The sequence below is a fragment of the Modestobacter sp. VKM Ac-2982 genome (genome assembly GCF_026967935.1).
Classification (GTDB): domain Bacteria; phylum Actinomycetota; class Actinomycetes; order Mycobacteriales; family Geodermatophilaceae; genus Modestobacter.
On sequence record NZ_JAPVBL010000005.1, the window covers coordinates 236,253 to 257,720 of the forward strand.

The following is a 21,468-nucleotide window of genomic DNA, read 5'->3' on the forward strand; positions in this document are numbered from 1 at the left end:
TCACGGGTCGTGCTCACCGCCTGGCCACCAGCGGTGGACAGGGGCGGCGGGTCGTTCTGGGGTGACCGGCGGGGAAGGCCGTTCAGGGGTGCTGCCGTGCGGGGGTGTCGGTCCACCGATCCTCGCACCTCCGGAGTCCTACGCCGAGGGTCCGACAGAACGTGTCTCGGCGATCCGGACCACTCCGTCACGCCCGTCTCGGCGCCTCACCGGACGGCGGCCGGCAGCGCGGAGGCCGGCACGAACAGGAACCGCAGGTCGATCGCGGCGTGCAGCAGCACCGGCAGCAGGAGCGAGCCGGTGTCCAGGTAGACCCCGGCCAGCACACCCCCGAGGACGCCGGTGGTCAGCACCCCGGCCGGACCCTGGTAGGCGTGCGCCAGCCCGAACGCCAGCGCGGCGACCAGGACCAGCACCAGCGCAGGCAGTCCGGGGGCCAGCGCCGCCACCACGGCGAGGAAGAAGCCGCGGTACAGCCACTCCTCGCACACCCCCGCCGTCACCCCGACCAGGGCGAACAGCCGGCGCTCGGACCGGCTGCGCGGCAGCAGCGCGAGTGTCGAGTGGCCGGGGGGCTCGGCGTGCCGGGCCTCGCCGGGACGGGTGCGGCGCAGCGACTCCGGCGGCGGCCCGGCGACCGCACCGCTGCGCAGCGCCCGGGTGGTCAGCAGGACCAGCGCCAGGAGGACCACGATGGCCAGCCAGGTCGCCGGCCCGGGCCAGCCGGTCGGCCAACGCAGCCCCACCTCGGCCGCGCTCACCCCGGTGGCGGCGAGCCAGACCACGACGGTGACCGCCGCCAGACCCCACTCGAGCACCAGCAGCCGGCGGTAGAAGGACCGACGCGCCGCCGGGTCGGTGCGCAGCCGCCCCTCGAATCGCCGGTGCAGCACGTACCCGACGAACGGCTCCCCCACGACCAGGTAGACGGCGATGATCACCGCCGCCAGCTGCGCAGCGCCGAAGTCGGCGAGGGCAGCGGGGAGGTCGGGGGCTCCGGACACGAGGCGAGCGCCTCAGTTCTCGGCGCGCAGGACAGCCAGGGCACCGGCCAGGTCGGCCGGGTGGTCGCTGGTGAACTCGACCCAGCGCCCGTCGGCGGGATGCGCGAACCCGAGCCGCACCGCGTGCAGCCACTGCCGCTCCACCCCGAGCCGGGCGGCCAGCGTCGGGTCGGCCCCGTAGGTCATGTCCCCGACGCACGGGTGGCGCAGGGCGGAGAAGTGCACCCGGATCTGGTGGGTGCGCCCGGTCTCCAGGTGGACGTCGACGAGGCTGGCCGCCGGGAAGGCCTCGACCACCTCGTAGTGGGTGACCGACGGGCGGCCGCCGGTCACCACCGCGAACCGCCAGTCGTGCTTGGGGTGCCGGTCGATCGGTGCGTCGATGGTGCCCTTGGACGGGTCGGGGTGCCCTTGGACCAGGGCCTGGTAGCCCTTGTCGACGGTGCGCTCCTTGAACGCCGCCTTGAGCAGGGTGTACGCCCGCTCGCTCTTCGCGACGACCATGAGCCCGGTGGTCGCGGCGTCCAGGCGGTGCACGATGCCCTGCCGCTCGGCCGCGCCGCTGGTGGAGATCCGGTAGCCGGCCGCGGCCAGTCCCCCGGTGACCGTGGGCCCGGTCCAGCCGGGGCTGCCGTGCGCGGCCACCCCGACCGGCTTGTCGATGACCACGACGTCGTCGTCGTCGTGCACCACCGTCAGTCCGGAGACCGGCACCGGCGCAGCCGGCTCACCCGGCGGCGGCGGCAGTTCGACCTCCAGCCAGCTGCCGGCGGTCAGCCGGTCGCCCTTGCCCCGGGCACGGCCGTCGACGACGACGGCACCGCCGTCGGCCAGCTCGGCGGCCACGGCACGGGAGACGCCGAACAGCCGCACCAGCGCCTGGTCGACCCGCTGGCCCTCGAGCCCGTCGGGCACGGGCAGCGACCGGTGTTCACCGGGTCGCCCGCCGGAGGACGCCGGGCCGGGACTGCTGATCACCGCACCATTGTGACGGGTGGGGCTCCGCGCCCGGCCGTCGCCGGGCCGTCCCGCGGTCAGTCGGTGGCGGCGTCCGGCCGGTCACTGCTGCGGCTGCCGTCGAACTCGATGCCGCGGAAGGCCAGGATCGCGCCGAGCACGCCGCCGCAGACGATCGCCGAGTCGGCGACGTTGAAGATCGGGAACACCCGGCCGTAGGGGTCGAACACCGAGATGAAGTCGACGACGCCGCCCTCCAGGAACCCCGGGGCGCGGAACACCCGGTCGATCAGGTTGCCCAGGGCGCCACCGAGGACGAGGCCGAGCGTCACCGCCCACCCGGTCGAGTACATCCGCCGCGCGCTGCGGATGATCACCACGACCACGGCCAGCGCGATCAGGCTGAACACCACCGTGGCGCCCTCGGCGAAGGAGAAGGCCGCACCGGTGTTGCGGGCCTCGGTGAGGTACAGCGCCCCGCCGAGCAGTCGCAGCGGTTCCCGGTCGGACAGCGTGGCGACGACGACCAGCTTCGTGGCCAGGTCCAGGGCCAGGACGGCGGCGGCCAGGCCCAGCAGCAGCCGGGCCCGGGAACGGCCGCGCGGACCGGCCGCAGCGGCCGAGGAACCGGTCGAGGGATCGGGCTGCTCGGACATCGCCGTCCTCCCCGTTGGCGGCCCCGGTGACCACGTCGGCCACGACGATAGCGGCCGGCTGCCGCTCGTTCGGCAGACTCCCGGAGCCCCCGTCCCGGGGCGGGCGGGCCCCGGTGCACGATCAGGGACCGTCAGCTGCGGAGGCGGCCGGACCCGTCGTCCGCCACCCGCGCTGCGGGCGGAGATGACGCGGAGGACCCTCGCAGGAGGCGACCTTGTGATGCATCTCTCCCCCTCAGATCGGGGGGACTCCCGGGTTCGGGACGTGTCGTCCGCCGACGCGGACGACGATGGGCCGGTACGCACTCAGTCACGGAGGCAGATCTTGACCACGGATGGTTCCTCGAACCCCGACGTAGTCCTCGTCGGCGGCGGCATCATGAGCGCGACGCTCTCCGCGCTGCTGGGCGTCGTGGCGCCGGACTGGACCGTCGCGGTCTTCGAGTCCGCCGACCAGGTCGCCGGCGAGAGCTCCGACGCGTGGAACAACGCGGGCACCGGCCACTCGGCCCTGTGCGAGCTGAACTACACCCCCGCGGCACCCGACGGTCACGTCGACACCACCAAGGCCGTCGGCATCAACGAGCAGTTCCAGGTGTCCCGGCAGTTCTGGTCGCACCTGGTGCGGTCCGGGCTGACCGACTCCCCCAAGCAGTTCATCACCTCCGTGCCGCACGTGAGCTTCGTGACCGGCGAGGCCGGGCGTCGGTACATGCGCACCCGGTTCGAAGCCCTGGTCGCCGAGCCGCTGTTCGCGGAGATGGAGTACGCCGAGGACCGGGACGTGCTCACCTCGTGGGTGCCGCTGATGATGGCCGGCCGCCCCGCCGGGGAGGTCGCCGCCGCGACCCGGTCGCTGGCCGGCACCGACGTCAACTTCGGGGCGCTGACCCGGCTGCTGCTGGACGCCGCGGTCAGCCGCGGCGTCGAGCTCCACACCTCCACCCGGGTCCGCAAGGTGCGACAGGAGTCCGACGGGCGCTGGGCGGTCACCGTCCGCTCCGGTTCTGGCCGCAGCCGCACCGTGCGCACCCGCTTCCTCTTCGTCGGGGCCGGTGGCGGCGCGCTCCCGCTGCTGCAGAGCTCCGACATCCCGGAGATCCGCGGCTTCGGCGGGTTCCCGGTCAGCGGCCAGTTCCTGCGCACCCGCTCCCCGGAGCTGGTCGGCCGGCACCAGGCCAAGGTCTACGGCCAGGCGAAGGTCGGCGCGCCGCCGATGTCCGTGCCGCACCTGGACCTGCGGCTGATCGACGGCGAGCAGGCCCTGCTGTTCGGGCCCTACGCCGGCTTCTCCCCGAAGTTCCTCAAGGCCGGGTCGATGTGGGACCTGCCGAAGTCGGTGCGCAGCGGCAACCTGGGCTCCATGCTCGGCGCCGGAATCGCCAACATCCCGCTGACGAAGTACCTGATCGGCCAGGTCCTGCAGTCGACCAGCGCCCGGTTCCGCGCGCTCGAGGAGTTCGTGCCGAGCGCCGAGCAGGACGACTGGGAGCTGATCACCGCCGGCCAGCGCGTCCAGGTCATCAAGCAGGACCCGACGACCGGCCGCGGGGTGCTGCAGTTCGGCACCGAGCTGATCGTGGGGGCCGAGGGCTCGATCGCCGGCCTGCTGGGCGCCTCCCCCGGGGCCTCCACGGCCACCTCGGCGATGCTGACGCTGCTGGAGCGCTGCTTCCCGGAGCGGATGGACACCTGGCGCCCGCTGCTGCAGGAGGCCATCCCCTCCTACGGCCACAAGCTGTCCCAGGAGCCGGCCCTGATGGCCCAGGTCCGCGCCGACACCACCAAGACCCTCGAACTCCAGGGCTGAGCGCCCCGGTCGCGGAGCCCGGAGGGCTCCCGACCGGGGCGCTCGACCGCAAGCCGAAGCGGGTCCGTGCGGCCCGGAGGGCCGCTGAGGCCTGACGTCGCGGGGGCCGGAGGCTCCCCGACGCCAGGGCTCCCAGCGGCTCACCGTGACCGGGGTACGGCTCCTGGCCGCGGTGCGGCCCGGAGGGTCGCCGTCTAATCGGTCTCGCTGGGCTGGCCGCTCTCGCCGCGCCAGGTGGCGAGCCGGCCGGCCCGGCTGACCGCGCGCAGCCGCCGCTCGGCCTCCTGGCGGGAGCCGCGCGCCGACACCAGCAGCGCCTGGTCGCCGTGCATCAGCCGGGTCGACCGGTCGGGGACGAACGGCTTGCCGTCCCGGACGACGAGGACCACCGCGGCGTCCTCGGGCAGCCGGAGCTCGGGCAGGTAGACGCCGTGCAGCCGCGACGTCTCCGGCACACGAAGCTGCATCAGCTCCGCGCCGAGCTCGTCCAGCGGGGCGGACTCGACGTCGATGTCCTGCGGGGTGACGGGGGTGGCCAGCCGCAGCAGCCGGGCGACGGCCGGCAGCGACCAACCCTGCACCACGGTGAAGACGACGACGAGCACGAACACCGTGTCGAACACCCGGGTCGCACCGGGGACCTGGGCGGCGATCGGGAACGTCGCGAGCACGATGGGCACGGCGCCGCGCAGCCCGGCCCAGGAGATGAACAGCTGCTGGGCGATCGGGATCCGGAACCAGACGACGCTCAGCAGCACCGACAACGGGCGGGCGACCAGCAGCAGCGCACCGCCCACGAGCAGCGCCGGCAGCAGGGCGTCGGGCAGCCGGGACGGGGAGACCAGCAGCCCGAGCAGCACGAACAGGCCGATCTGGGCGAGGCTGGCCAGCCCCTCCGCGAAGCCGATGGTGCCGGCCCGGTGCGGGAGCGCGGCGTTGCCGAGCACCAGGCCGCACAGGTAGACGGCGACGAAGCCGGAGGTGTGCACCAGGTCGGCGGAGGCGAAGGCGAGCACGCACAGGGCCACGGTGGCCAGCGGGTAGAAGCCGACCAGCGGCAGCGCGGCGCGCCGGAGCAGCCAGGCGCCGCCGAAGCCGATGCCGACGCCGATCGCCGTCCCGCCGGCCAGCTCACCGAGCACCTCGGCCAGGACCAGGTACCAGACCGAGGCGGCCCCGCCGGTGAGCTGCTCGCTGAGCACCAGGACGAGCAGGATGACCGGGGCGTCGTTCAGCCCGGACTCCAGCTCCAGCGCGGCGACCATCCGCCGGGGCAGCGGGATCCGGCGCAGGGTGGAGAAGACGGCGGCCGCATCGGTCGAGGTGACCACCGCGCCCAGCAGCAGCGCGAACAGCCAGTCGAAGTCGAGCAGCCAGACGGCGATCGAGGAGACGACGGCGATGCTCACCACCACGCCGACCGTGGCCAGCGCGATGCCCGGGCCCACCGCCCGGCGGACGTCGGACCAGCGGGTGGTCAGGCCACCCTCGGCCAGGATCACCACGAGCGCGGCGACGCCGAGGGTCTGGGTGAGGCCGACGTCGGAGAACTCGATGCCGAGGCCGCTCTCCCCCAGTGCCACCCCGAACGCCAGGTAGAGCAGCAGGGACGGGAGCCCGATCCGGTCGGCCAGCCGCAGCGCGACCGCGGCGAGCAGGACGACGAGGGCGCCGACGGCCAGCGCGATGGTGACCGTCGTGTTCATCGGCGAGCCCCCATGGGGGCAGTCTCCCGTACCGGTGTCCCCGGCCGATGGAGGCAGTGGACCGGCGGCTGCGCGGAGGTGCTGGCGGGGTCGGGGATGATGGGCTGCGTGAGTGCTCCCTCCGGGCCGTTCCAGGCCCTTCCCCCGCAGGTCGACCTGCCGGCCCTCGAACACGAGGTCCTTGAGCAGTGGGAGGCCGACAAGGTCTTCGCCCGATCGCTGGAAGGCTCTGCCGACCGGCCGCAGTGGGTCTTCTACGAGGGCCCGCCGACGGCCAACGGCCGCCCCGGCACCCACCACATCGAGGCGCGGGCGTTCAAGGACGTCTTCCCCCGGTTCAAGACGATGCAGGGCTACCACGTCCCCCGTCGCGCCGGCTGGGACTGCCACGGGCTGCCGGTGGAGATCGCCGTGGAGCAGGAGCTCGGCTTCGCCGGCAAGCCCGACATCGAGCGGTACGGGATCGCCGAGTTCAACGCCCGCTGCCGGGAGTCGGTGGAGCGGCACGTCGGCGCGTTCGCCGAGCTGACCAGCCGGATGGGCTACTGGGTCGACATGTCGACGGCCTACCGGACCATGGACGCCAGCTACATCGAGAGCGTCTGGTGGTCGCTGCAGCAGGTGTTCGACAAGGGCCTGCTCGTGGAGGACCACCGAGTCGCCCCGTACTGCCCCCGCTGCGGGACCGGCCTGAGCGACCACGAGGTCGCCCAGGGCTACGAGACGCTCACCGACCCCTCGGTCTACGTCCGGCTGCCGGTGACCAGCGGCGACTGGGCCGGCGAGGCGGACCTGCTGATCTGGACGACGACGCCGTGGACGCTGCCGTCGAACACCGCGGTCGCCGTGCACCCCGACGTCACCTACGTGGTGGCCCGCACCGACGACGGGACGTTCGTCGTCGCCGAGCCGCTGCTGACCGCCGTGCTCGGCGAGAACGCGAAGGTGCTGGCCCGCACCACCGGCCGGGACTGGGAGCGGGTGCACTACCAGCGGCCGTTCGAGCTGGTCGACTTCCCCGACGGTGACGCGCACTTCGTCGTCCTGGCCGAGTACGTCACCACCGAGGACGGCACCGGACTGGTGCACCAGTCCCCCGCCTTCGGCGCCGACGACTTCACCGTCTGCCGGTCCTACGGCCTGCCGGTGGTCAACCCGATCGACTCGACCGGCCACTTCCTCGCCGACGTGCCGCTGGTCGGCGGGCACTTCTTCAAGGCCGCCGACCCGGCCCTGGTGCAGGACCTGCAGGACCGGGGCGTGCTGTACCGCGAGCTGCGGTACGAGCACAGCTACCCGCACTGCTGGCGCTGCCACACGCCGCTGATGTACTACGCGCAGCCCTCCTGGTACATCCGCACCAGCCAGGTCAAGGACCAGCTGCTGGCGCAGAACGAGCGGACGAACTGGCACCCGGAGAACATCCAGTGGGGCCGCTACGGCGACTGGCTGAACAACAACGTCGACTGGGCGCTGTCCCGCGACCGGTACTGGGGCACGCCGCTGCCGATCTGGCGCAACGACGCCGACCCGAGCCGGATGGTGGTCATCGGCTCGCTCGCCGAGCTGTCCGAGCGCACCGGCCGTGACCTGTCCGACCTGGACCCGCACCGGCCGTTCATCGACGAGGTGACCTTCACCGTGCCGGGTGAGGAGGGCACCTACCGCCGGGTCCGGCAGGTCATCGACGCCTGGTACGACTCCGGGTCGATGCCGTTCGCCCAGTGGGGTGCGCCGCACCGCAACAAGGCGGAGTTCGAGGCTGCCTACCCGGCACAGTTCATCGCCGAGGCGATCGACCAGACGCGCGGGTGGTTCTACACGCTCATGGCGGTCGGCACGCTGGTGTTCGAGCAGAGCTCCTACGAGAACGTGCTCTGCCTGGGGCACATCCTGGCCGAGGACGGCCGGAAGATGAGCAAGCACCTGGGCAACATCCTCGAGCCGATGCCGCTGATGGACCGGCACGGCGCCGACGCCGTCCGCTGGTTCATGCTGGCCGGCGGATCGCCCTGGTCGGCCCGCCGGGTCGGCCACGAGACGCTGTCCGAGGTGGTCCGCAAGGTCCTGCTGACCTACTGGAACACCGCCAGCTTCTTCACCCTCTACGCCGAGACCAACGGCTGGGACCCGGCCGTCACCCCGGCTCCCCCGCGCGTCGAGCGGCCGCTGCTGGACCGCTGGGCGCTCGCGGAGCTGGCGTCGGTGACCGCCGGCGTCACCGACGCGCTGGAGGAGTTCGACACCCAGACCGCCGGGCGGCTGATCGCCGAGTTCGTCGACGACCTGTCCAACTGGTACGTGCGGCGCAGCCGGCGGCGCTTCTGGGACGGCGACCCGGCGGCGCTGGGCACCCTGCACGAGGTGCTCGACACGCTGACCCGCCTGATGGCGCCGTTCACCCCGTTCGTGACCGAGCGGGTGTGGCGCGGTGTCGTCGTGCCCGGGCAGGTGGAGGCGGTCGACTCGGTGCACCTGGCCACCTGGCCGGCCGTCGACACCGACGCCCGGGACGACGCGCTGGTCGACCAGGTCGCCCTGGTCCGGCGCCTGGTCGAGCTCGGCCGGTCCGCCCGCACCGCGGGCAAGGCCCGCACCCGCCAGCCACTGGCCCGGGCGCTCGTGGCCGCGCCGGGGTGGGCGCAGCTGCCGCGGGAGCTGGTCGCCGAGGTGGCCGAGGAGCTGAACGTCGCGGAGCTGACCGAGCTCGCCGCGGTCGACGGCTCGCTGGTCGACGTCTCGGTGAAGGTGGACTTCCGTGCGGTGGGGCGCCGGATGGGCAAGCAGGTGCAGGCGGTCGCCGCCGCGGTCGCCGCCGCCGACGCGGTCGAGCTCGTCGCCGCCTACCGGGCCGGGACGGCGACCGTGCCGGTCGACGGTGCGCCGGTGCCGCTGGTCGAGGGCGACCTGGTGATCACCGAGACGCCGCGCGAGGGCTGGACGGTCGCCTCGGCCGGTGGGCTCACCGTCGCGCTCGACCTGACCCTCACCCCGGAGCTGGAGCGGGCCGGGCTGGTGCGCGAGGTCGTGCGGCTGGTGCAGGACGCCCGCAAGTCCAGCGGGCTGGCGGTCAGCGACCGGATCGAGGTCTGGTGGACCGGCGAGGGGGCCGTGGCCCAGGCGCTCACCGAGCACGCCGCCCCGCTGGCCGCGGAGGTGCTGGCCACCGCCGTGCACGCCCAGGAGGCCGGCTCCGGCGACGGGCTCGAGGGCCCCGCAGGCGCCCGGGTCTGGATCACCCCGGCGCGCTGACGTCGGACGGGCCCCCGGTGAGCACCGGGGGCCCGGGCCCGTCCGGCCGGGTCAGCCCCGAGGGCTCAGCAGCCGGCCCAGACCCCCAACAGCACAGACCCCAGCAGCACAGAGCCCCGCCGGACCTGGTCCGGCGGGGCTCTGTGCTGCGGTGCGTGCTGTGTCAGGCGCTGACGTGCTGGCTCTGCCGGCTGTTGGACGCCGGCTCGGCCGAACCACGGCTGTCCAGGTCGCGCAGGTGCGACTCCAGGTAGGAGCGCAGCCGAGTGCGGTACTCCCGCTCGAAGGTGCGCAGCTCGTCGACCTTGCGCTCGAGGCTCGCCCGCTTCTCCTCCAGGGAGCCCATCGCCTCCACGTGCTTGCGCTCGGCGTCCTGGGCGAGGGCGGTGGCCTTGGCGCGGGCCTCGCGCTCCATCGTGTCCGCGCGGGTGCGGGCGTCACCGAGCATGCTGTCGGCGCGGCTCTTGGCCTCACCGACCATCTGCTCGCTCTTGGCCCGCGCCTCGGACATCATCCGGTCGCTGCTGCTCTTGGCGGTGCCCACCATCTGGTCGGCCTGGGCCTTGGCCTCGTTGACGTGCCGCTCGGCCGTCTCGGTGGCCAGCGCCAGCATCCGGGAGGCGCGGATCGCGTCGTCCTCGCGCACCTGTGCCGCCGCCGTCTGGGCCGGCGGGGGCGGCGGGGCCGTGACGGTCATCGGCGCGGACTCGGGCCGCTCCTCCCGCACCCCGGACCCGGTGCCACCGGAGCCGCGCAGGTCGTTGTTCTCCTCGATGAGCCGGGCCAGCTCGGCCTCGACCACGTCGAGGAAGGCGTCCACCTCGTCCTCGTCGTAGCCGCGCTTGCCGATCGGCGGCTTCTTGAAGACGACGTTGTGCACGTCGGCGGGAGTCAGTGGCATGCGGCTCACCTCAGGTCGGGCGGGAGGAACGGGGACGGATCCAGATCGGCGGCGAACCGGTTCGGGTCCGCACCCCGCTCGGGCACGGTACGACGGATCATGCGATCGAGTAGGCCAGGCTGCTCAGGATGCTGCGCAGGAGGATCACGCCGATCAGCAGCACCATAAACCCCAGATCGAGGCGGATGGACCCGAGGTTGAGCGGCGGGATGACCTTGCGCACCGCCTTGAGCGGCGGGTCGGTCGCTGCGTAGACGACCTCGAGCCCCGCCGCGACCAGACCCTGGGGGCGCCAGCTGCGGGCGAGCACCATCACCCAGTCCACGACGAACCGGGCGAACAGGAGGATCAGGAAGACGAGCAGGATCGACGAGACGATCTGCAGAAGGAGAGCCACGGTCCTCGCTCGTTCGGGAGCACCTCACGCCGGGGCGCAGGGTGCACGGGGTCAGGACTGGCTGAAGAACCCGCCCTCACGGATGCGGGCCTTGTCCTCAGCCGTCACGTCGACGTCCTGCGGACTGAGCAGGAAGACCTTGGCCGTGACTCGCTCGATACTACCGTGCAGGCCGAACGTCAGACCGATGGCGAAGTCGACGAGCCGCTTCGCGTCGGCGTGCTCCATGTCGGTCAGGTTCATGATCACCGGCATGCCGTCCCGGAAGCGCTCGCCGATGGTGCGGGCCTCGTTGTAGGAGGCCGGGTGCACCGTGGTGATCCGGTAGCCCTGCGGAGTCGGCGACGGCACCGGCGCGGGGGCCGGGACGGGCTCGGGCGCGGGGGCCACGGGCTCGCTCATGGCCAGGCCGGCCGCGGCCCCGGAACCGCCGGAGCTGATCCGGCTGCGGCCCGACGAACCGGCTCCGGCGCTCCCGGCGGCGGACAGCCCGCTGCCGGCCAGTCGTGCGGCGGTGCTGCCGCTCGACGGCGCGCCCGCCAGGCCGATCGTCCGCGGCGTGGCCGGCCGCCGGCCCAGGGAGACCTCGGGCTCGGGGGCGCGTTCCTCGACCGGCTCGTCGACCGGGCGCACGCCGGCGTACTCGGTGTCGTAGCCACCGCCGTAGCCGCTGCCGTAGCCGTACCGGGACTCCTCCGCCACGGGGTCGGCGTCATCGGCGGCGTACCGGTCGTAGCCGCGGTCGTAGCCCCGGTCGTCGGGGTCGTAGTCGCTCTGCCGTGCGGCGTAGCGGTCGTACCCGCCACGGGTGTCGTCGTCCTCGACGAGGCCGAGGTAGACCCCCATCCTCCGCATCGCTCCCGCCATCGGACGTCTCCCTCTGGTCTCGTCGGCGCTGGGCGCCCCGCGCTGCACTCAGGTGCCTGGGTGGTTCAGGTGGTTCGGGTGGGACTCGGGAGGGCGCAGGCGTGCCACGTCACTCCCCCGCGCCCCAGCCCAGTGTCACTGCTCTGCACCGGAGGCTAGGGGGCGCGTCCCGAACAACGCGGTACCGACACGCACCACAGTGGCCCCAGCTGTCACAGCAGCCTCCAGGTCGCCGCTCATGCCTGCCGATGTCTCCGTGGCACCAGGATGATCGGCGCGCAGCCGAGCGGCCAGTTCGGCCAGCCGCTCGAACGCCGGGGCGGGCTCCTCGCCCCGGGGGGCCACCGCCATCAGTCCGCGCAGCCGCAGCTCCGGCGCGCCGGCGACCGCGTCCGCGAGGCCGGGGACGTCGGTCGGCGCGACCCCACCCCGGCTGCCGAGCTCGCCCTCCGGGCCGCCCAGGTGGACCTGGACGTAGACGTCCAGGACCCGCTGCTCGCGCTCGGCGGCGCGGGCCAGCGCCGTCACCAGCGAGGCACGGTCCACCGAGTGCACCGTGGCACCGAGCCGGGCCACCGGGGCCACCTTGTTCCGCTGCAGCTGCCCGACCAGGTGCCAGTGCAGCTCGGGCACGGCGGGGTCCTCGGCCAGGGCCGTCGCCTTGCCGACCAGCTCCTGCACCCGGTTCTCGGCGAAGTGCCGCTGCCCGAGCGCCGCGAGGGCCCGGACGTCGTCGGCCGACCAGGTCTTGCTCACCGCCAGCAGCCGCACCTCGGCCGGGTCCCGTCCGGCTGCCCGGGCGGCGTCGTCGATCCGAGCGCGGACGGCTCGCAGGTTCTCGGCGAGGGGCGACCTGTTCTCGGCGAGGGGCGACATGCCCTCATCCTCCCCGCAGCGACCGCGTCGGTCCCCCGGCGGGTGAGCCGCCCGGACCCGCCCCGGGGCTCACTGCGAGCGAGCCCCGGGGCGGGGTCGGTCAGGAGCCGAGCCAGACGACGCCGGCCTGGCGACCGGTCACGCCGTCGCGGCGGTGGCTGAACAGCCGGGGGTCCTCGACGGTGCAGCGCGGGTCGTGCACGACCTGCCCGACCCCGGCGCGGCGGAGGACCTCGGCGATCCCCGCCCGCAGGTCGAGCCCCGGCGTGCCGCGCCGGGTGCGGACCGCGCTGGCCGGGGCGACCCGGGCGACGTCGGCCTGCATCTGCGAGGGCACCTCGTAGTCCAGCCCGCAGACGGCCGGGCCGAGCAGCGCCTCCACGTCGCCCGGCCGCGAGCCCAGCCGGGTCATCGCCGCCAGGGTGGCCGGGACGACGCCGGCCCGCACTCCCTCGCGGCCGGCGTGCACGGCGGCGACCACCCCGGCGACGGGGTCGGCCAGCAGCACCGGCACGCAGTCGGCGACCAGCACGCAGAGCACCAGGCCGGGGGTGGCGGTGACGAGTGCGTCGACGTCGGCGACCGGGTTCTCGTCGGCGTCCTCGACGATCGCGACGCCGGTGCCGTGCACCTGGGTCATCCAGAGCAGCCGGTCGGAGGGCACGCCGAGCTCGCCGGCCAGCCGCCCCCGGTTGGCCCCGACGGCGTCCGGGTCGTCGCCGACGTGCACCCCCAGGTTGAAGGAGTCGTACGGCGCGACAGAACGGCCGCCCCGCCGGTCGGTGACGACCCGGCGGGGTCGCACCGCCGACGGAGCGGCCGGTCCTGCACTCACAGCTGAACGGGCGTCACTGGCTGCGGAGGAACTCGGGGATGTCGAGCTCCTCCTCGAAGTCGTCCGAGGCCAGCGGACGACGGGTGGTGCCACCCTGGCCGCCACCCTGGCCGGCGATCGGCGGCAGCGGCGGCACGGTGATCCCACCGCCCTGCGGCGCGCTGCCGGGCTGACCCGGTCGCGGCGCCGACGGGGAGGAGGCCGCCGGGGCGGCCGGCGCCTGCGGCGGAGCGGCCGGAGCCGCAGCGGCCGGCCGCTCCCCGGTCTGCACCGGCGCCGACGGACGGGCCGCCGGCGGTGCGGCCGGCGCGGCCGGTGCTGCCGGCGCGGTGGGTGCCGACGTCGCCAGCGGCGTGCTGCCGGCGTCCTTGCGGGTGCCGGGCTTGCCACCGTCGAACCCGGCCGCGATCACGGTGACCCGCACCTCGTCACCGAGGGCGTCGTCGATGACGGCGCCGAAGATGATGTTGGCGTCCGGGTGTGCGGCGTCGGAGACCAGCGAGGCAGCCTCGTTGATCTCGAACAGGCCCAGGTCCGACCCACCGGAGATCGACAGCAGGACGCCGTGGGCGCCCTCCATCGAGGCCTCCAGCAGCGGCGAGGCGATCGCCTGTTCAGCTGCCAGCAGGGCGCGGTTGTCCCCGCGGGCGCTGCCGATGCCCATCAGCGCCGAGCCTGCCCCGGACATGACCGACTTGACGTCGGCGAAGTCCAGGTTGATCAGGCCGGGCGTGGTGATCAGGTCGGTGATGCCCTGCACACCGGAGAGCAGCACCTGGTCGGCGGTGCGGAAGGCGTCCATCACGCTGACGTTCCGGTCGCCCAGCTGCAGCAGCCGGTCGTTCGGGATCACGATGAGCGTGTCGCACTCGTTGCGCAGCTCCTCGATGCCCGTCTCGGCCTGGACCGCTCGCCGCTTCCCCTCGAAGGAGAACGGGCGGGTGACCACGCCGATCGTCAGGGCGCCGAGCTTGCGCGAGATGGAGGCGACGACGGGCGCACCGCCGGTGCCCGTGCCGCCACCCTCGCCGGCCGTCACGAAGACCATGTCGGCGCCCTTGAGCACCTCTTCGATCTCCTCGCGGTGGTCCTCGGCGGCCTGCCGGCCGACGTCGGGCTGCGCACCGGCGCCCAGGCCGCGAGTGAGCTCACGGCCGACGTCGAGCTTGACGTCGGCGTCGCTCATCAGCAGCGCCTGCGCATCGGTGTTGATCGCGATGAACTCGACCCCCTTGAGGCCGACCTCGATCATGCGGTTGACCGCGTTCACCCCGCCGCCGCCGATGCCGACGACCTTGATGACCGCTAGGTAGTTGTGCGGAGGTGTCATGCCGCGCTCCCCAACTGGACCCTCATCCTTAGGTTAAGCCTTATAGTTATGTCAACTGAGTCGTTGTGAGGACGAAGTTAGGTGTGCCCATCCGAGGCAGCAAGCACCCTCCTCGGTTCGGCGTGTCCATCCGGTGGATTCCCACGAGGATCTGCCGACCCATCCGTCACTTGCCGCTCACGAGAGGTGACGACCCGCCTGGTCAGCGTCTTCAGTTCGACTGCAGACATCTCCGGCCCGGTTCGGCACGCGGAGACGGACGACTCGCGGACCTTTTTCTGGCCGGGCGTGTCGGGAGCCCGACCCGCTCCGGGGTTCAGCGCAGGACGACCGCGTCAGGGGTGCTGACGTCGAGGGTGCCGGCCGGGTCGAGGGTGCCCTGCTCGATCTGGTCCAGCAGCGCGTCCAGCACCTCGGCCTTGCGGTCGGTCCGTTCCGCGCTCCCCCAGCGCACGGACCGACCGTCGGTCAGGGTCAGCGTCACGTCGTCGGCGGTGCGCGCGGACACCTGGGTCACCTGGCTGCGCACGGCGTCCGGCAGCGCGGTCAGCGCGCCCAGCGCGGCGGTGGTCGCCGCGTCGTCCGGGCCGGGGTCGCGCACGTCGAGCGGGACCACCCCGCTCGGGGCGTCGCCGGTGATGGTGTCGAACACCACGCCTCCGGCGTCGAGCAGCTGCCGGGTGCCCGCCTGGTCCACGACGGCGACCGGGATGCGCTCGGCCAGCGTGACCACGACCGTCCCCGGCCAGCCGCGGGTCACCTCCACCGAGGCGACCTGCGGGAGCTGGGCCACCCGCCCGGCCGCCGCCCCGGTGTCCACCCGCACCAGCGGGGTGCCCTCCTCGATCCCGGCGACGGAGACGACCTGGGCGTCGGACAGCGCGACGGCACCGTCGACCCGCACGGTGCGCACCGCGAGCAACGGGCTGGCCAGCAAAACCCACGCCCCGAGCGCCACCACGAGGGCCAGCCCGACCGCCACCACGACCAGCCGGCGGCGCGGACTGCGCGTGCGGCGGGACCGGCCGCGCCGGGAGCCCAGCGAGGTGACCGGTGCGGCAGCTCCCGCCGGGGCGGCGCCGCGCCGCGGTCTGCGGGACCGGTCGCGGGTCGTCGACCCCGTGCGGCTCACCGTGGTGGCTCCGGCCCGTCCTCCACCGTGTCCGTCGGCTCCGGCGGTGGCGCCAGCGCCACCAGCACCTCGGGCCCGACCATCGACACGTCGCCGGCGCCCATGGTCACCACGAGGTCGCCCGGGCGCGCCCGGTCGGCCATCGCGCCGGCGGCCGCCGACCACGAGGGCTCGAAGGCGACCCGCCCCGCGGGCAGGGGCACCGCGTCGGCCACCAGCGCACCGGTGACCCCGGGGACCGGGTCCTCCCGGGCGCCGTAGACCTCCATCACCACGACCTCGTCGGCCAGGCCCAGCGCCGCACCGAAGCCGGCGGCGAACTGCGCCGTCCGGCTGTAGAGGTGCGGCTGGAAGAGCACCAGCAGGCGCCCCTCCCCCACCACTGCGCGGGCGGCGCGCAGCTGGGCGGCCACCTCGGTGGGGTGGTGGGCGTAGTCGTCGTACACCCGGACCCCGGCGACGGTGCCCTTGAGCTCGAAGCGACGGTGCACGCCGCCGAACCGTGCCAGCCCGGTGACCAACCCGGCGGCGGGCAGGCCCAGCTCCAGGCCGGCCAGCAGCGCCGCGGCGCTGTTGAGCGCCATGTGCACGCCGGGCAGCCGGATGTGCACCGCGCCGAGCTCCTGACCGTCGAGGACGGCGGTGTACCGGGTGCCGTCCGGGCCGACCTGCAGGTCGACCAGGCGGAGGTCCGCCCCGGCCGACTGGCCGTAGGTGCGCACCCGGGCGGTGGCCCCCACGCCGGCCAGCCGGGCGGCACCCGGGTCGTCGGCGCAGAGCACCAGGAAGCCCTCGGCGGGCACGGTGCGGACGAACGTGTCGAACGCCGCCTCCACCGCGGCCAGGTCGCCGTAGTTGTCCAGGTGGTCGGCCTCGACGTTGGTGACGATGCCCCCGCGCGGGGCCAGCAGCAGGAAGGACCGGTCGCTCTCGTCGGCCTCGGCGAGGAAGACGTCGCCCTGGCCGGCGTGGGCGTTGGAGCCGGACTCGTTGAGCGTGCCGCCGATCGCGAAGGAGGGGTCGACCCCACAGGCCTGGACGGCGACCGTGAGCATCGAGGTCGTCGAGGTCTTCCCGTGGGTGCCCGCCACCGCGACGCTGCGCCGTCCGGCCATCACCGCGGCCAGCGCCACCGCCCGCGGCAGCACCCGCAGCCCGCGCTCCCGGGCGGCCACCAGCTCGGCGTTCTCGTCGCGGATCGCGGTGGAGACCACCACGGTCGCCGCCTCGCCCAGGTGCTCGGCAGCGTGACCGACCTCGATCCGGGCACCGAGCGCGTCCAGCGCGCGCAGCGCCGGGGAGTCCCGCCGGTCGCTGCCGGACACCGGCACCCCGCGGGCCAGCATGATCCGGGCGATGCCGCTCATCCCGGCCCCGCCGATGCCGATGAAGTGCACCGGCCCCAGCTCGGCCAGCGACGGGATCGGCCCCCGCCAGGCGGCGACGTCGGCGGCGCTCATCGGTTCCGCACCCCCTCGGCAGCGACCTGCAGCACGAGGTCGGCCAGCCGCTCGTCGGCGTCCGGGGTGCCGGCGGCGGCCGCGGCGGCGGCCAGCGCCGACAGCGCGGCCGGGTCGGTGAGCAGCGGCACGAGCTCGCTCCGGATCCAGGCCGGCGACAGGTCCGCGTCGGCGAGCAGCAGCCCACCACCGGCCTCGACCACGGGCAGCGCGTTGAGCCGCTGCTCCCCGTTGCCGATCGGCAGCGGGACGAACACGGCCGGCAGGCCGACCGCGGAGAGCTCGGCGACGGTCACCGCACCGGAGCGGCACAGCGCCAGGTCCGCCGCGGCGTAGGCGAGGTCCATCCGCTCCAGGTAGTCCACGACGACGTAGGGCGCACCCCCGGCCGGCCGGGCGGGCACCGAGACGTCGGTGTTCTTCGGCCCCCGGGCGTGCAGCACCTGCACCCCGGCGGCCGTCAGCGCGTCGGCCGCGCCGACCGCGGCCCGGTTCAGTGACGCGGCGCCCTGCGATCCGCCGAAGACGAGCAGGGTCGGGCGGTCGGGGTCCAGCCCGAACTCGGCCCGCGCCTCGGCCCGCCGGGCGGCCCGGTCCAGCCCGCTGATCGCCGTCCGCAGCGGCATCCCGACGTGCTCGGCGCGGTGCAGCGGCGTGCCCGGGACGGTGACCGCGACGCGGGCGGCGAGCCGGGCGCCGATCCGGTTGGCCAGCCCGGGTAGCGCGTTCTGCTCGTGCACCACGATCGGCACGCCGGCCCGCCCCCGCCCGGCCCGGCGGGCGGCCAGGTAGGCCGGCAGGGCCACGTACCCGCCGAAGCCGACGACGACGTCGGCGTCGAGCTCGGTGAGCAGCGCCCGGGTCTCGGCGACGGCCCGGCGGACCCGGCCCGGGACGCGCAGCAGGTCCGGCGTGGGCTTGCGCGGCAGCGGGACCGGCGGGATGAGCCGCAGGTCGTACCCCCGGGCCGGCACGAGCCGGGTCTCCATCCCCCGGGCGGTGCCCAGGCAGGTGACCCGAGGGGCACCGCCGGCGGCGCCGGTGCGGCGGGTGAGGGCGTCGGCGAGGGCGAGCATCGGCTCGATGTGGCCGCCGGTGCCCCCACCGGCGAGCACGACGTGCACCGGGGTGGGGCCGGAGGAGGGCACGGCCGGGCCGTTCTCGCCGGGGTCGAGCTGGGGGGAGGTCACTGCGGGCGTCCTGGCCGTTCTGTTCTCGGGGGGCGGGACCGCGGGACGGGCCGGCCCTGGGCAGCGGGCGGCTCCCCGGACCGGGGACGGTCGCGGAGCCCCTCACGCAGGGCAGGCCCCGCCGCGGACGAGGGCCGGCTGCGGACGGTCGGGCGGTCACCGGGGTTCTGCCGGCGGTCGACAGTCTGCCGTTCCGGGTCCCCGCGGCGCGCGTCCGGGGCGGGCGCCGGCCCCCCGGCCCCACGCCCCCGGCCCACCGGGGACGACGTCGGGTGCCCGGTCACCCGGGCGACCGTCCGGCCGTTGCCACGCCGAGGGGCCGGGGGCGGCGGACCGGGGCGGGCGGTGGACCGGCCCTCGCGGCGTCGGCGCGAGGGCACCGGGTCGACGGCCGCCGAGGGGACCGGGGCCAGCAGCCGGGCCAGCCGGCCGCGCCGCTGGCTCCGCTGGAAGGCGATCGCGGCCGGCTCGGCCCGGGCGAAGCGGACCAGCAGCCCGATGACGAAGAGGGTGAGGACCAGCGAGGTGCCGCCGGCGGAGATCAGCGGCAGCGTCACGCCGGTGACCGGCAGCAGGCCCACGACGTAGCCCATGTTGATCACGGCCTGCCCGACCAGCCACACCGTGATGGCGACGCTGGACAGCTGGACGAAGCGGTCGGCGGACCGGTGGGCGATCCGGAACCCGGCCCAGGCCAGGATCCCGTAGAGGGTCACCACCACCAGGCAGCCCAGGAAGCCCAGCTCCTCGCCGATGATCGCGAAGATGTAGTCGGACTCCGCGTGCGGCAGGATGTTCCACTTCATCGCGCTGTTGCCCAGCCCGACGCCCCAGACCCCGCCGGTGGCCAGCGCGTACAGCCCGCGGATCGCCTGGTAGCCGCCGTTCTCCGGATCGGCGAAGGGGTCCAGGAACGAGGTGATCCGAGCCATCCGGTAGCTCGCGAACGTCACCATCAGGACGACGGCCACGACGGCGAGCGCCACGGCACCGGCGATGTAGCGGCGGGACAGCCCACCGGCCCACATCAGCCCGGCCAGCACCAGCCCCAGGCTGACCACGGCCCCCATGTCGGGCTCGAGCAGCAGCAGCAGCGACAGCACGCCGAACACCGGCAGCACCGGGACGAGCAGCGACTGGACGGTCAGGTACTTCTCCCGCAGGGCGATGACGTGGGCGCCCCAGAGCGCGAAGACCAGCTTGCCCAGCTCGGAGGGCTGGAAGTTGGTGAAGCCCAGGTCGAACCAGGCCCGGGAGCCGTTCAGCTTCAGCCCGATGCCCGGCACCAGGACCAGCAGCAGCAGCCCGGCGACGCCGAGCAGTGCCCAGCCGGAGAACTGGCGGATGCGGCCGACCGGCAGGTGCATCGCGGCGAGCATGGCGAGCAGCCCGATGGCGGCGAAGGCGATCTGCCGGACGCCGGGGAGCCAGGCCGGCTGGCCGGCCTTGGCGGCCTCGATCGAGGAGGCGGAGAAGACCATCACCAGGCCGATCGCCAGCAGCATGCCGGCCGCCCCCAGCACCAGGTGCGAGCTGGTCATCGGGCCGTCGACCCAGGCCGGGGCGCGGAAGCGCGGCCCCCCGGCCCGGGCTGCCGTGGGCTGCTGCTCCTCGCGGCGGGGACGGCGGGACGAGCGCTGCCCGGTGGTCGCCGTCACCGGCCGGTCACCCCAGCGCGCGGACCGCGTCGGCGAAGGCCCGGCCGCGGTGCGCGTAGTCGGTGAACACGTCCATCGAGGCGGCCGCCGGGGCGAGCAGCACGGTGTCCCCGGGGCGGGCCAGCCGGACGGCGGCCGCGACCACCTCGCGCATCACGCTGTCCCCATCCGTCACAGCGCCATCGTCGCCGCTGGGGACCACCGTGCGTGGGACCGACGGGGCGTGTCGCGCCAGCGACCGGGCCAGCACCTCCCGATCTCGGCCCAGCAGCACCACCCCGGCCAGCCGCGGGGCGACCGCGGCGACCAGCGGCTCGACGTCGGCGCCCTTGAGCAGGCCCCCGGCGATCCACACCACCCGCGGGTAGGCGGCCAGCGAGGCCCCGGCCGCGTGCGGGTTCGTGGCCTTGCTGTCGTCGACGAAGTCGATGCCGTCGACGCTGCCGACCAGCACGTTGCGGTGAGCGCCGCCGCGGAAGCCGGCCAGGCCGCGGCCGACCGCGGCCGCGTCGACGCCGGCGACCCGGGCCAGCGCCGCGGCGGCCAGCGCGTTCACCGTGTTGTGCGGCCCCCGCACCTGCAGGGCCTCGAGCTCGGCGAGCACCTCACCGGCCGGGTCCGGGCTGAACGCGCGGTCGACGAGGGCACCGGACCGGACGCCGAGCTGGCCGCGGACGGGCTCGCCGAGGGTCACGGTGACCGGGTGCCGGTGGGCCGCGACGAGCGCGGACGCGACCGGGTCACCGGCGTCGGCGACCGCGACCGGCGCCAACCGGAGCAGGCGGGCCTTGGCGTCCCGGTAGGCGTCGAAGGAGCCGTGCCAGTCGACGTGGTCGTCGGCGACGTTGAGCACGCAGGCGGCGGCGGGGGCGATCGAGGAGGACCAGTGCAGCTGGAAGCTGGAGAGCTCCACGGCGATCGCGTCGTGGGCGGGTGCGCCGTCGGCGTCGCGGGCGGTGACCACCTCGACGAGCGGCCGGCCGACGTTGCCCGCGGCGACCGCCCGCCGCCCGCCGGCCAGCAGGATCGCCTCGAGCATCGTGACCGTCGTCGTCTTCCCGTTGGTGCCGGTGACCGCGAACCAGGGGGCGGGCTCCGCACCCGGCGCCGCTGTCCGCAGCCGCCAGGCCAGCTCCGGTTCGCCGATGACCTCCACGCCGCGGGCGGCAGCGGTCCGCAGCAGCGGGGAGTCCGGCCGCCAGCCCGGGGAGGTGACGACCAGGTCGATGCCCTCCGGCGGCTCGCTGAGCGCCCCGAGCCAGCGGGCCCCCGCCTCGACCAGCTCGGGCAGCACGGCGGGCTCGGTGGCGTCGGTGAGCCAGACGTCGTCCCCGCGCGCCAGCAGCACCCGGGCCGCCGCCGCGCCGGAGACGCCCAGCCCGGCGACCAGCACGGTGCCCAGCGGTCGGTCCGCCGTCCCGTTCGCGTGGGTCACCT

17 protein-coding genes are annotated in these 21,468 nt (G+C 74.7%); 2 read left to right on the forward strand and 15 right to left on the reverse strand.

Features of this window, described 5'->3' with window-relative positions:
• Window positions 1–206 precede the first annotated feature (206 nt).
• The 3 genes from O2W20_RS18555 to lspA are packed head-to-tail and all read right to left on the reverse strand — an operon-like array spanning window position 207 to window position 2,617.
• The gene (locus tag O2W20_RS18555) at window positions 207–1,004 is read right to left on the reverse strand and encodes a CPBP family intramembrane glutamic endopeptidase (protein WP_269171698.1); all 798 of its coding nucleotides are present in this window, start codon (window positions 1,002–1,004) and stop codon (window positions 207–209) included.
• Window positions 1,005–1,016: 12 nt separating this feature from the next.
• Window positions 1,017–1,982 carry an RluA family pseudouridine synthase gene (locus tag O2W20_RS18560; RefSeq protein ID WP_269171697.1) on the reverse strand — a complete coding sequence of 322 codons (966 nt, stop codon included), beginning with the start codon at window positions 1,980–1,982 and terminating at the stop codon, window positions 1,017–1,019.
• 56 nt (window positions 1,983–2,038) lie between these two features.
• Window positions 2,039–2,617, reverse strand: coding sequence for a signal peptidase II (lspA, locus tag O2W20_RS18565; RefSeq protein WP_269171696.1), 579 nt, complete (start codon window positions 2,615–2,617; stop codon window positions 2,039–2,041).
• Window positions 2,618–2,942: 325 nt separating this feature from the next.
• Here lspA and mqo point away from each other — a divergent pair, with 325 nt between their 5' ends.
• The gene (gene mqo / locus O2W20_RS18570; RefSeq protein WP_269171695.1) at window positions 2,943–4,427 is read left to right on the forward strand and encodes a malate dehydrogenase (quinone); all 1,485 of its coding nucleotides are present in this window, start codon (window positions 2,943–2,945) and stop codon (window positions 4,425–4,427) included.
• A 194-nt stretch (window positions 4,428–4,621) separates the two neighbouring features.
• On the opposite strand, the gene O2W20_RS18575 is transcribed toward mqo, so the two are convergent.
• Entirely contained in the window at window positions 4,622–6,133 is a 1,512-nt protein-coding gene (locus tag O2W20_RS18575; protein WP_269171694.1) for a potassium/proton antiporter, read from the reverse strand.
• A 108-nt stretch (window positions 6,134–6,241) separates the two neighbouring features.
• On the opposite strand from O2W20_RS18575, the gene ileS reads away from it, so the two are divergent.
• The gene (gene ileS, locus O2W20_RS18580; RefSeq protein ID WP_269171693.1) at window positions 6,242–9,385 is read left to right on the forward strand and encodes an isoleucine--tRNA ligase; all 3,144 of its coding nucleotides are present in this window, start codon (window positions 6,242–6,244) and stop codon (window positions 9,383–9,385) included.
• 163 nt (window positions 9,386–9,548) lie between these two features.
• Here the strand turns inward: ileS and wag31 are convergent, their stop codons facing one another.
• From wag31 to murD, 11 genes are all read right to left on the reverse strand, one after another.
• Window positions 9,549–10,286: a DivIVA-like cell division protein Wag31 gene (wag31, locus tag O2W20_RS18585; protein ID WP_269171692.1), complete on the reverse strand. Its 738-nt coding sequence runs from the start codon at window positions 10,284–10,286 to the stop codon at window positions 9,549–9,551.
• 97 nt (window positions 10,287–10,383) lie between these two features.
• On the reverse strand, window positions 10,384–10,683 hold the full coding sequence (locus tag O2W20_RS18590; protein ID WP_036340735.1) for a YggT family protein: 300 nt from the start codon (window positions 10,681–10,683) through the stop codon (window positions 10,384–10,386).
• A gap of 51 nt (window positions 10,684–10,734) precedes the next feature.
• Window positions 10,735–11,550: a cell division protein SepF gene (locus O2W20_RS18595; RefSeq protein ID WP_269171691.1), complete on the reverse strand. Its 816-nt coding sequence runs from the start codon at window positions 11,548–11,550 to the stop codon at window positions 10,735–10,737.
• Between the two features lie 135 nt (window positions 11,551–11,685).
• A complete protein-coding gene (locus tag O2W20_RS18600; protein ID WP_269171690.1) occupies window positions 11,686–12,426 on the reverse strand; it encodes a YggS family pyridoxal phosphate-dependent enzyme in 741 nt (246 codons plus the stop codon).
• Window positions 12,427–12,526: 100 nt separating this feature from the next.
• The gene (gene pgeF / locus O2W20_RS18605) at window positions 12,527–13,261 is read right to left on the reverse strand and encodes a peptidoglycan editing factor PgeF (protein WP_269171689.1); all 735 of its coding nucleotides are present in this window, start codon (window positions 13,259–13,261) and stop codon (window positions 12,527–12,529) included.
• Between the two features lie 13 nt (window positions 13,262–13,274).
• Window positions 13,275–14,591, reverse strand: coding sequence for a cell division protein FtsZ (gene ftsZ / locus O2W20_RS18610; protein ID WP_269171688.1), 1,317 nt, complete (start codon window positions 14,589–14,591; stop codon window positions 13,275–13,277).
• 316 nt (window positions 14,592–14,907) lie between these two features.
• A complete protein-coding gene (locus O2W20_RS18615) occupies window positions 14,908–15,723 on the reverse strand; it encodes a cell division protein FtsQ/DivIB (RefSeq protein ID WP_269171687.1) in 816 nt (271 codons plus the stop codon).
• The gene (gene murC / locus O2W20_RS18620; RefSeq protein WP_269171686.1) at window positions 15,720–17,183 is read right to left on the reverse strand and encodes a UDP-N-acetylmuramate--L-alanine ligase; all 1,464 of its coding nucleotides are present in this window, start codon (window positions 17,181–17,183) and stop codon (window positions 15,720–15,722) included. The genes O2W20_RS18615 and murC overlap by 4 nt, the downstream gene beginning before the upstream one ends.
• On the reverse strand, window positions 17,180–18,373 hold the full coding sequence (gene murG / locus O2W20_RS18625; RefSeq protein WP_269171685.1) for an undecaprenyldiphospho-muramoylpentapeptide beta-N-acetylglucosaminyltransferase: 1,194 nt from the start codon (window positions 18,371–18,373) through the stop codon (window positions 17,180–17,182). Before murG ends, murC begins: the two co-directional genes overlap by 4 nt.
• Window positions 18,370–20,031 (reverse strand): putative lipid II flippase FtsW, encoded by a 1,662-nt coding sequence (ftsW, locus tag O2W20_RS18630; RefSeq protein ID WP_269171684.1) that lies wholly within the window; start codon window positions 20,029–20,031, stop codon window positions 18,370–18,372. Before ftsW ends, murG begins: the two co-directional genes overlap by 4 nt.
• 7 nt (window positions 20,032–20,038) lie before the next feature.
• Window positions 20,039–21,466, reverse strand: coding sequence for a UDP-N-acetylmuramoyl-L-alanine--D-glutamate ligase (gene murD, locus O2W20_RS18635; RefSeq protein ID WP_269171683.1), 1,428 nt, complete (start codon window positions 21,464–21,466; stop codon window positions 20,039–20,041).
• Window positions 21,467–21,468 lie beyond the last annotated feature (2 nt).

Bases quoted from the DNA above. Each gene is read 5' to 3' on its own strand.
- lspA (WP_269171696.1), bottom strand. From the start codon at position 2,617: ATGTCCGAGCAGCCCGATCCCTCGACCGGTTCCTCGGCCGCTGCGGCC.
- O2W20_RS18575 (WP_269171694.1), bottom strand. From the start codon at position 6,133: ATGAACACGACGGTCACCATCGCGCTGGCCGTCGGCGCCCTCGTCGTC.
- wag31 (WP_269171692.1), bottom strand. From the start codon at position 10,286: ATGCCACTGACTCCCGCCGACGTGCACAACGTCGTCTTCAAGAAGCCG.
- O2W20_RS18595 (WP_269171691.1), bottom strand. From the start codon at position 11,550: ATGGCGGGAGCGATGCGGAGGATGGGGGTCTACCTCGGCCTCGTCGAG.
- O2W20_RS18600 (WP_269171690.1), bottom strand. From the start codon at position 12,426: ATGTCGCCCCTCGCCGAGAACAGGTCGCCCCTCGCCGAGAACCTGCGA.
- ftsZ (WP_269171688.1), bottom strand. From the start codon at position 14,591: ATGACACCTCCGCACAACTACCTAGCGGTCATCAAGGTCGTCGGCATC.
- murC (WP_269171686.1), bottom strand. From the start codon at position 17,183: ATGAGCGCCGCCGACGTCGCCGCCTGGCGGGGGCCGATCCCGTCGCTG.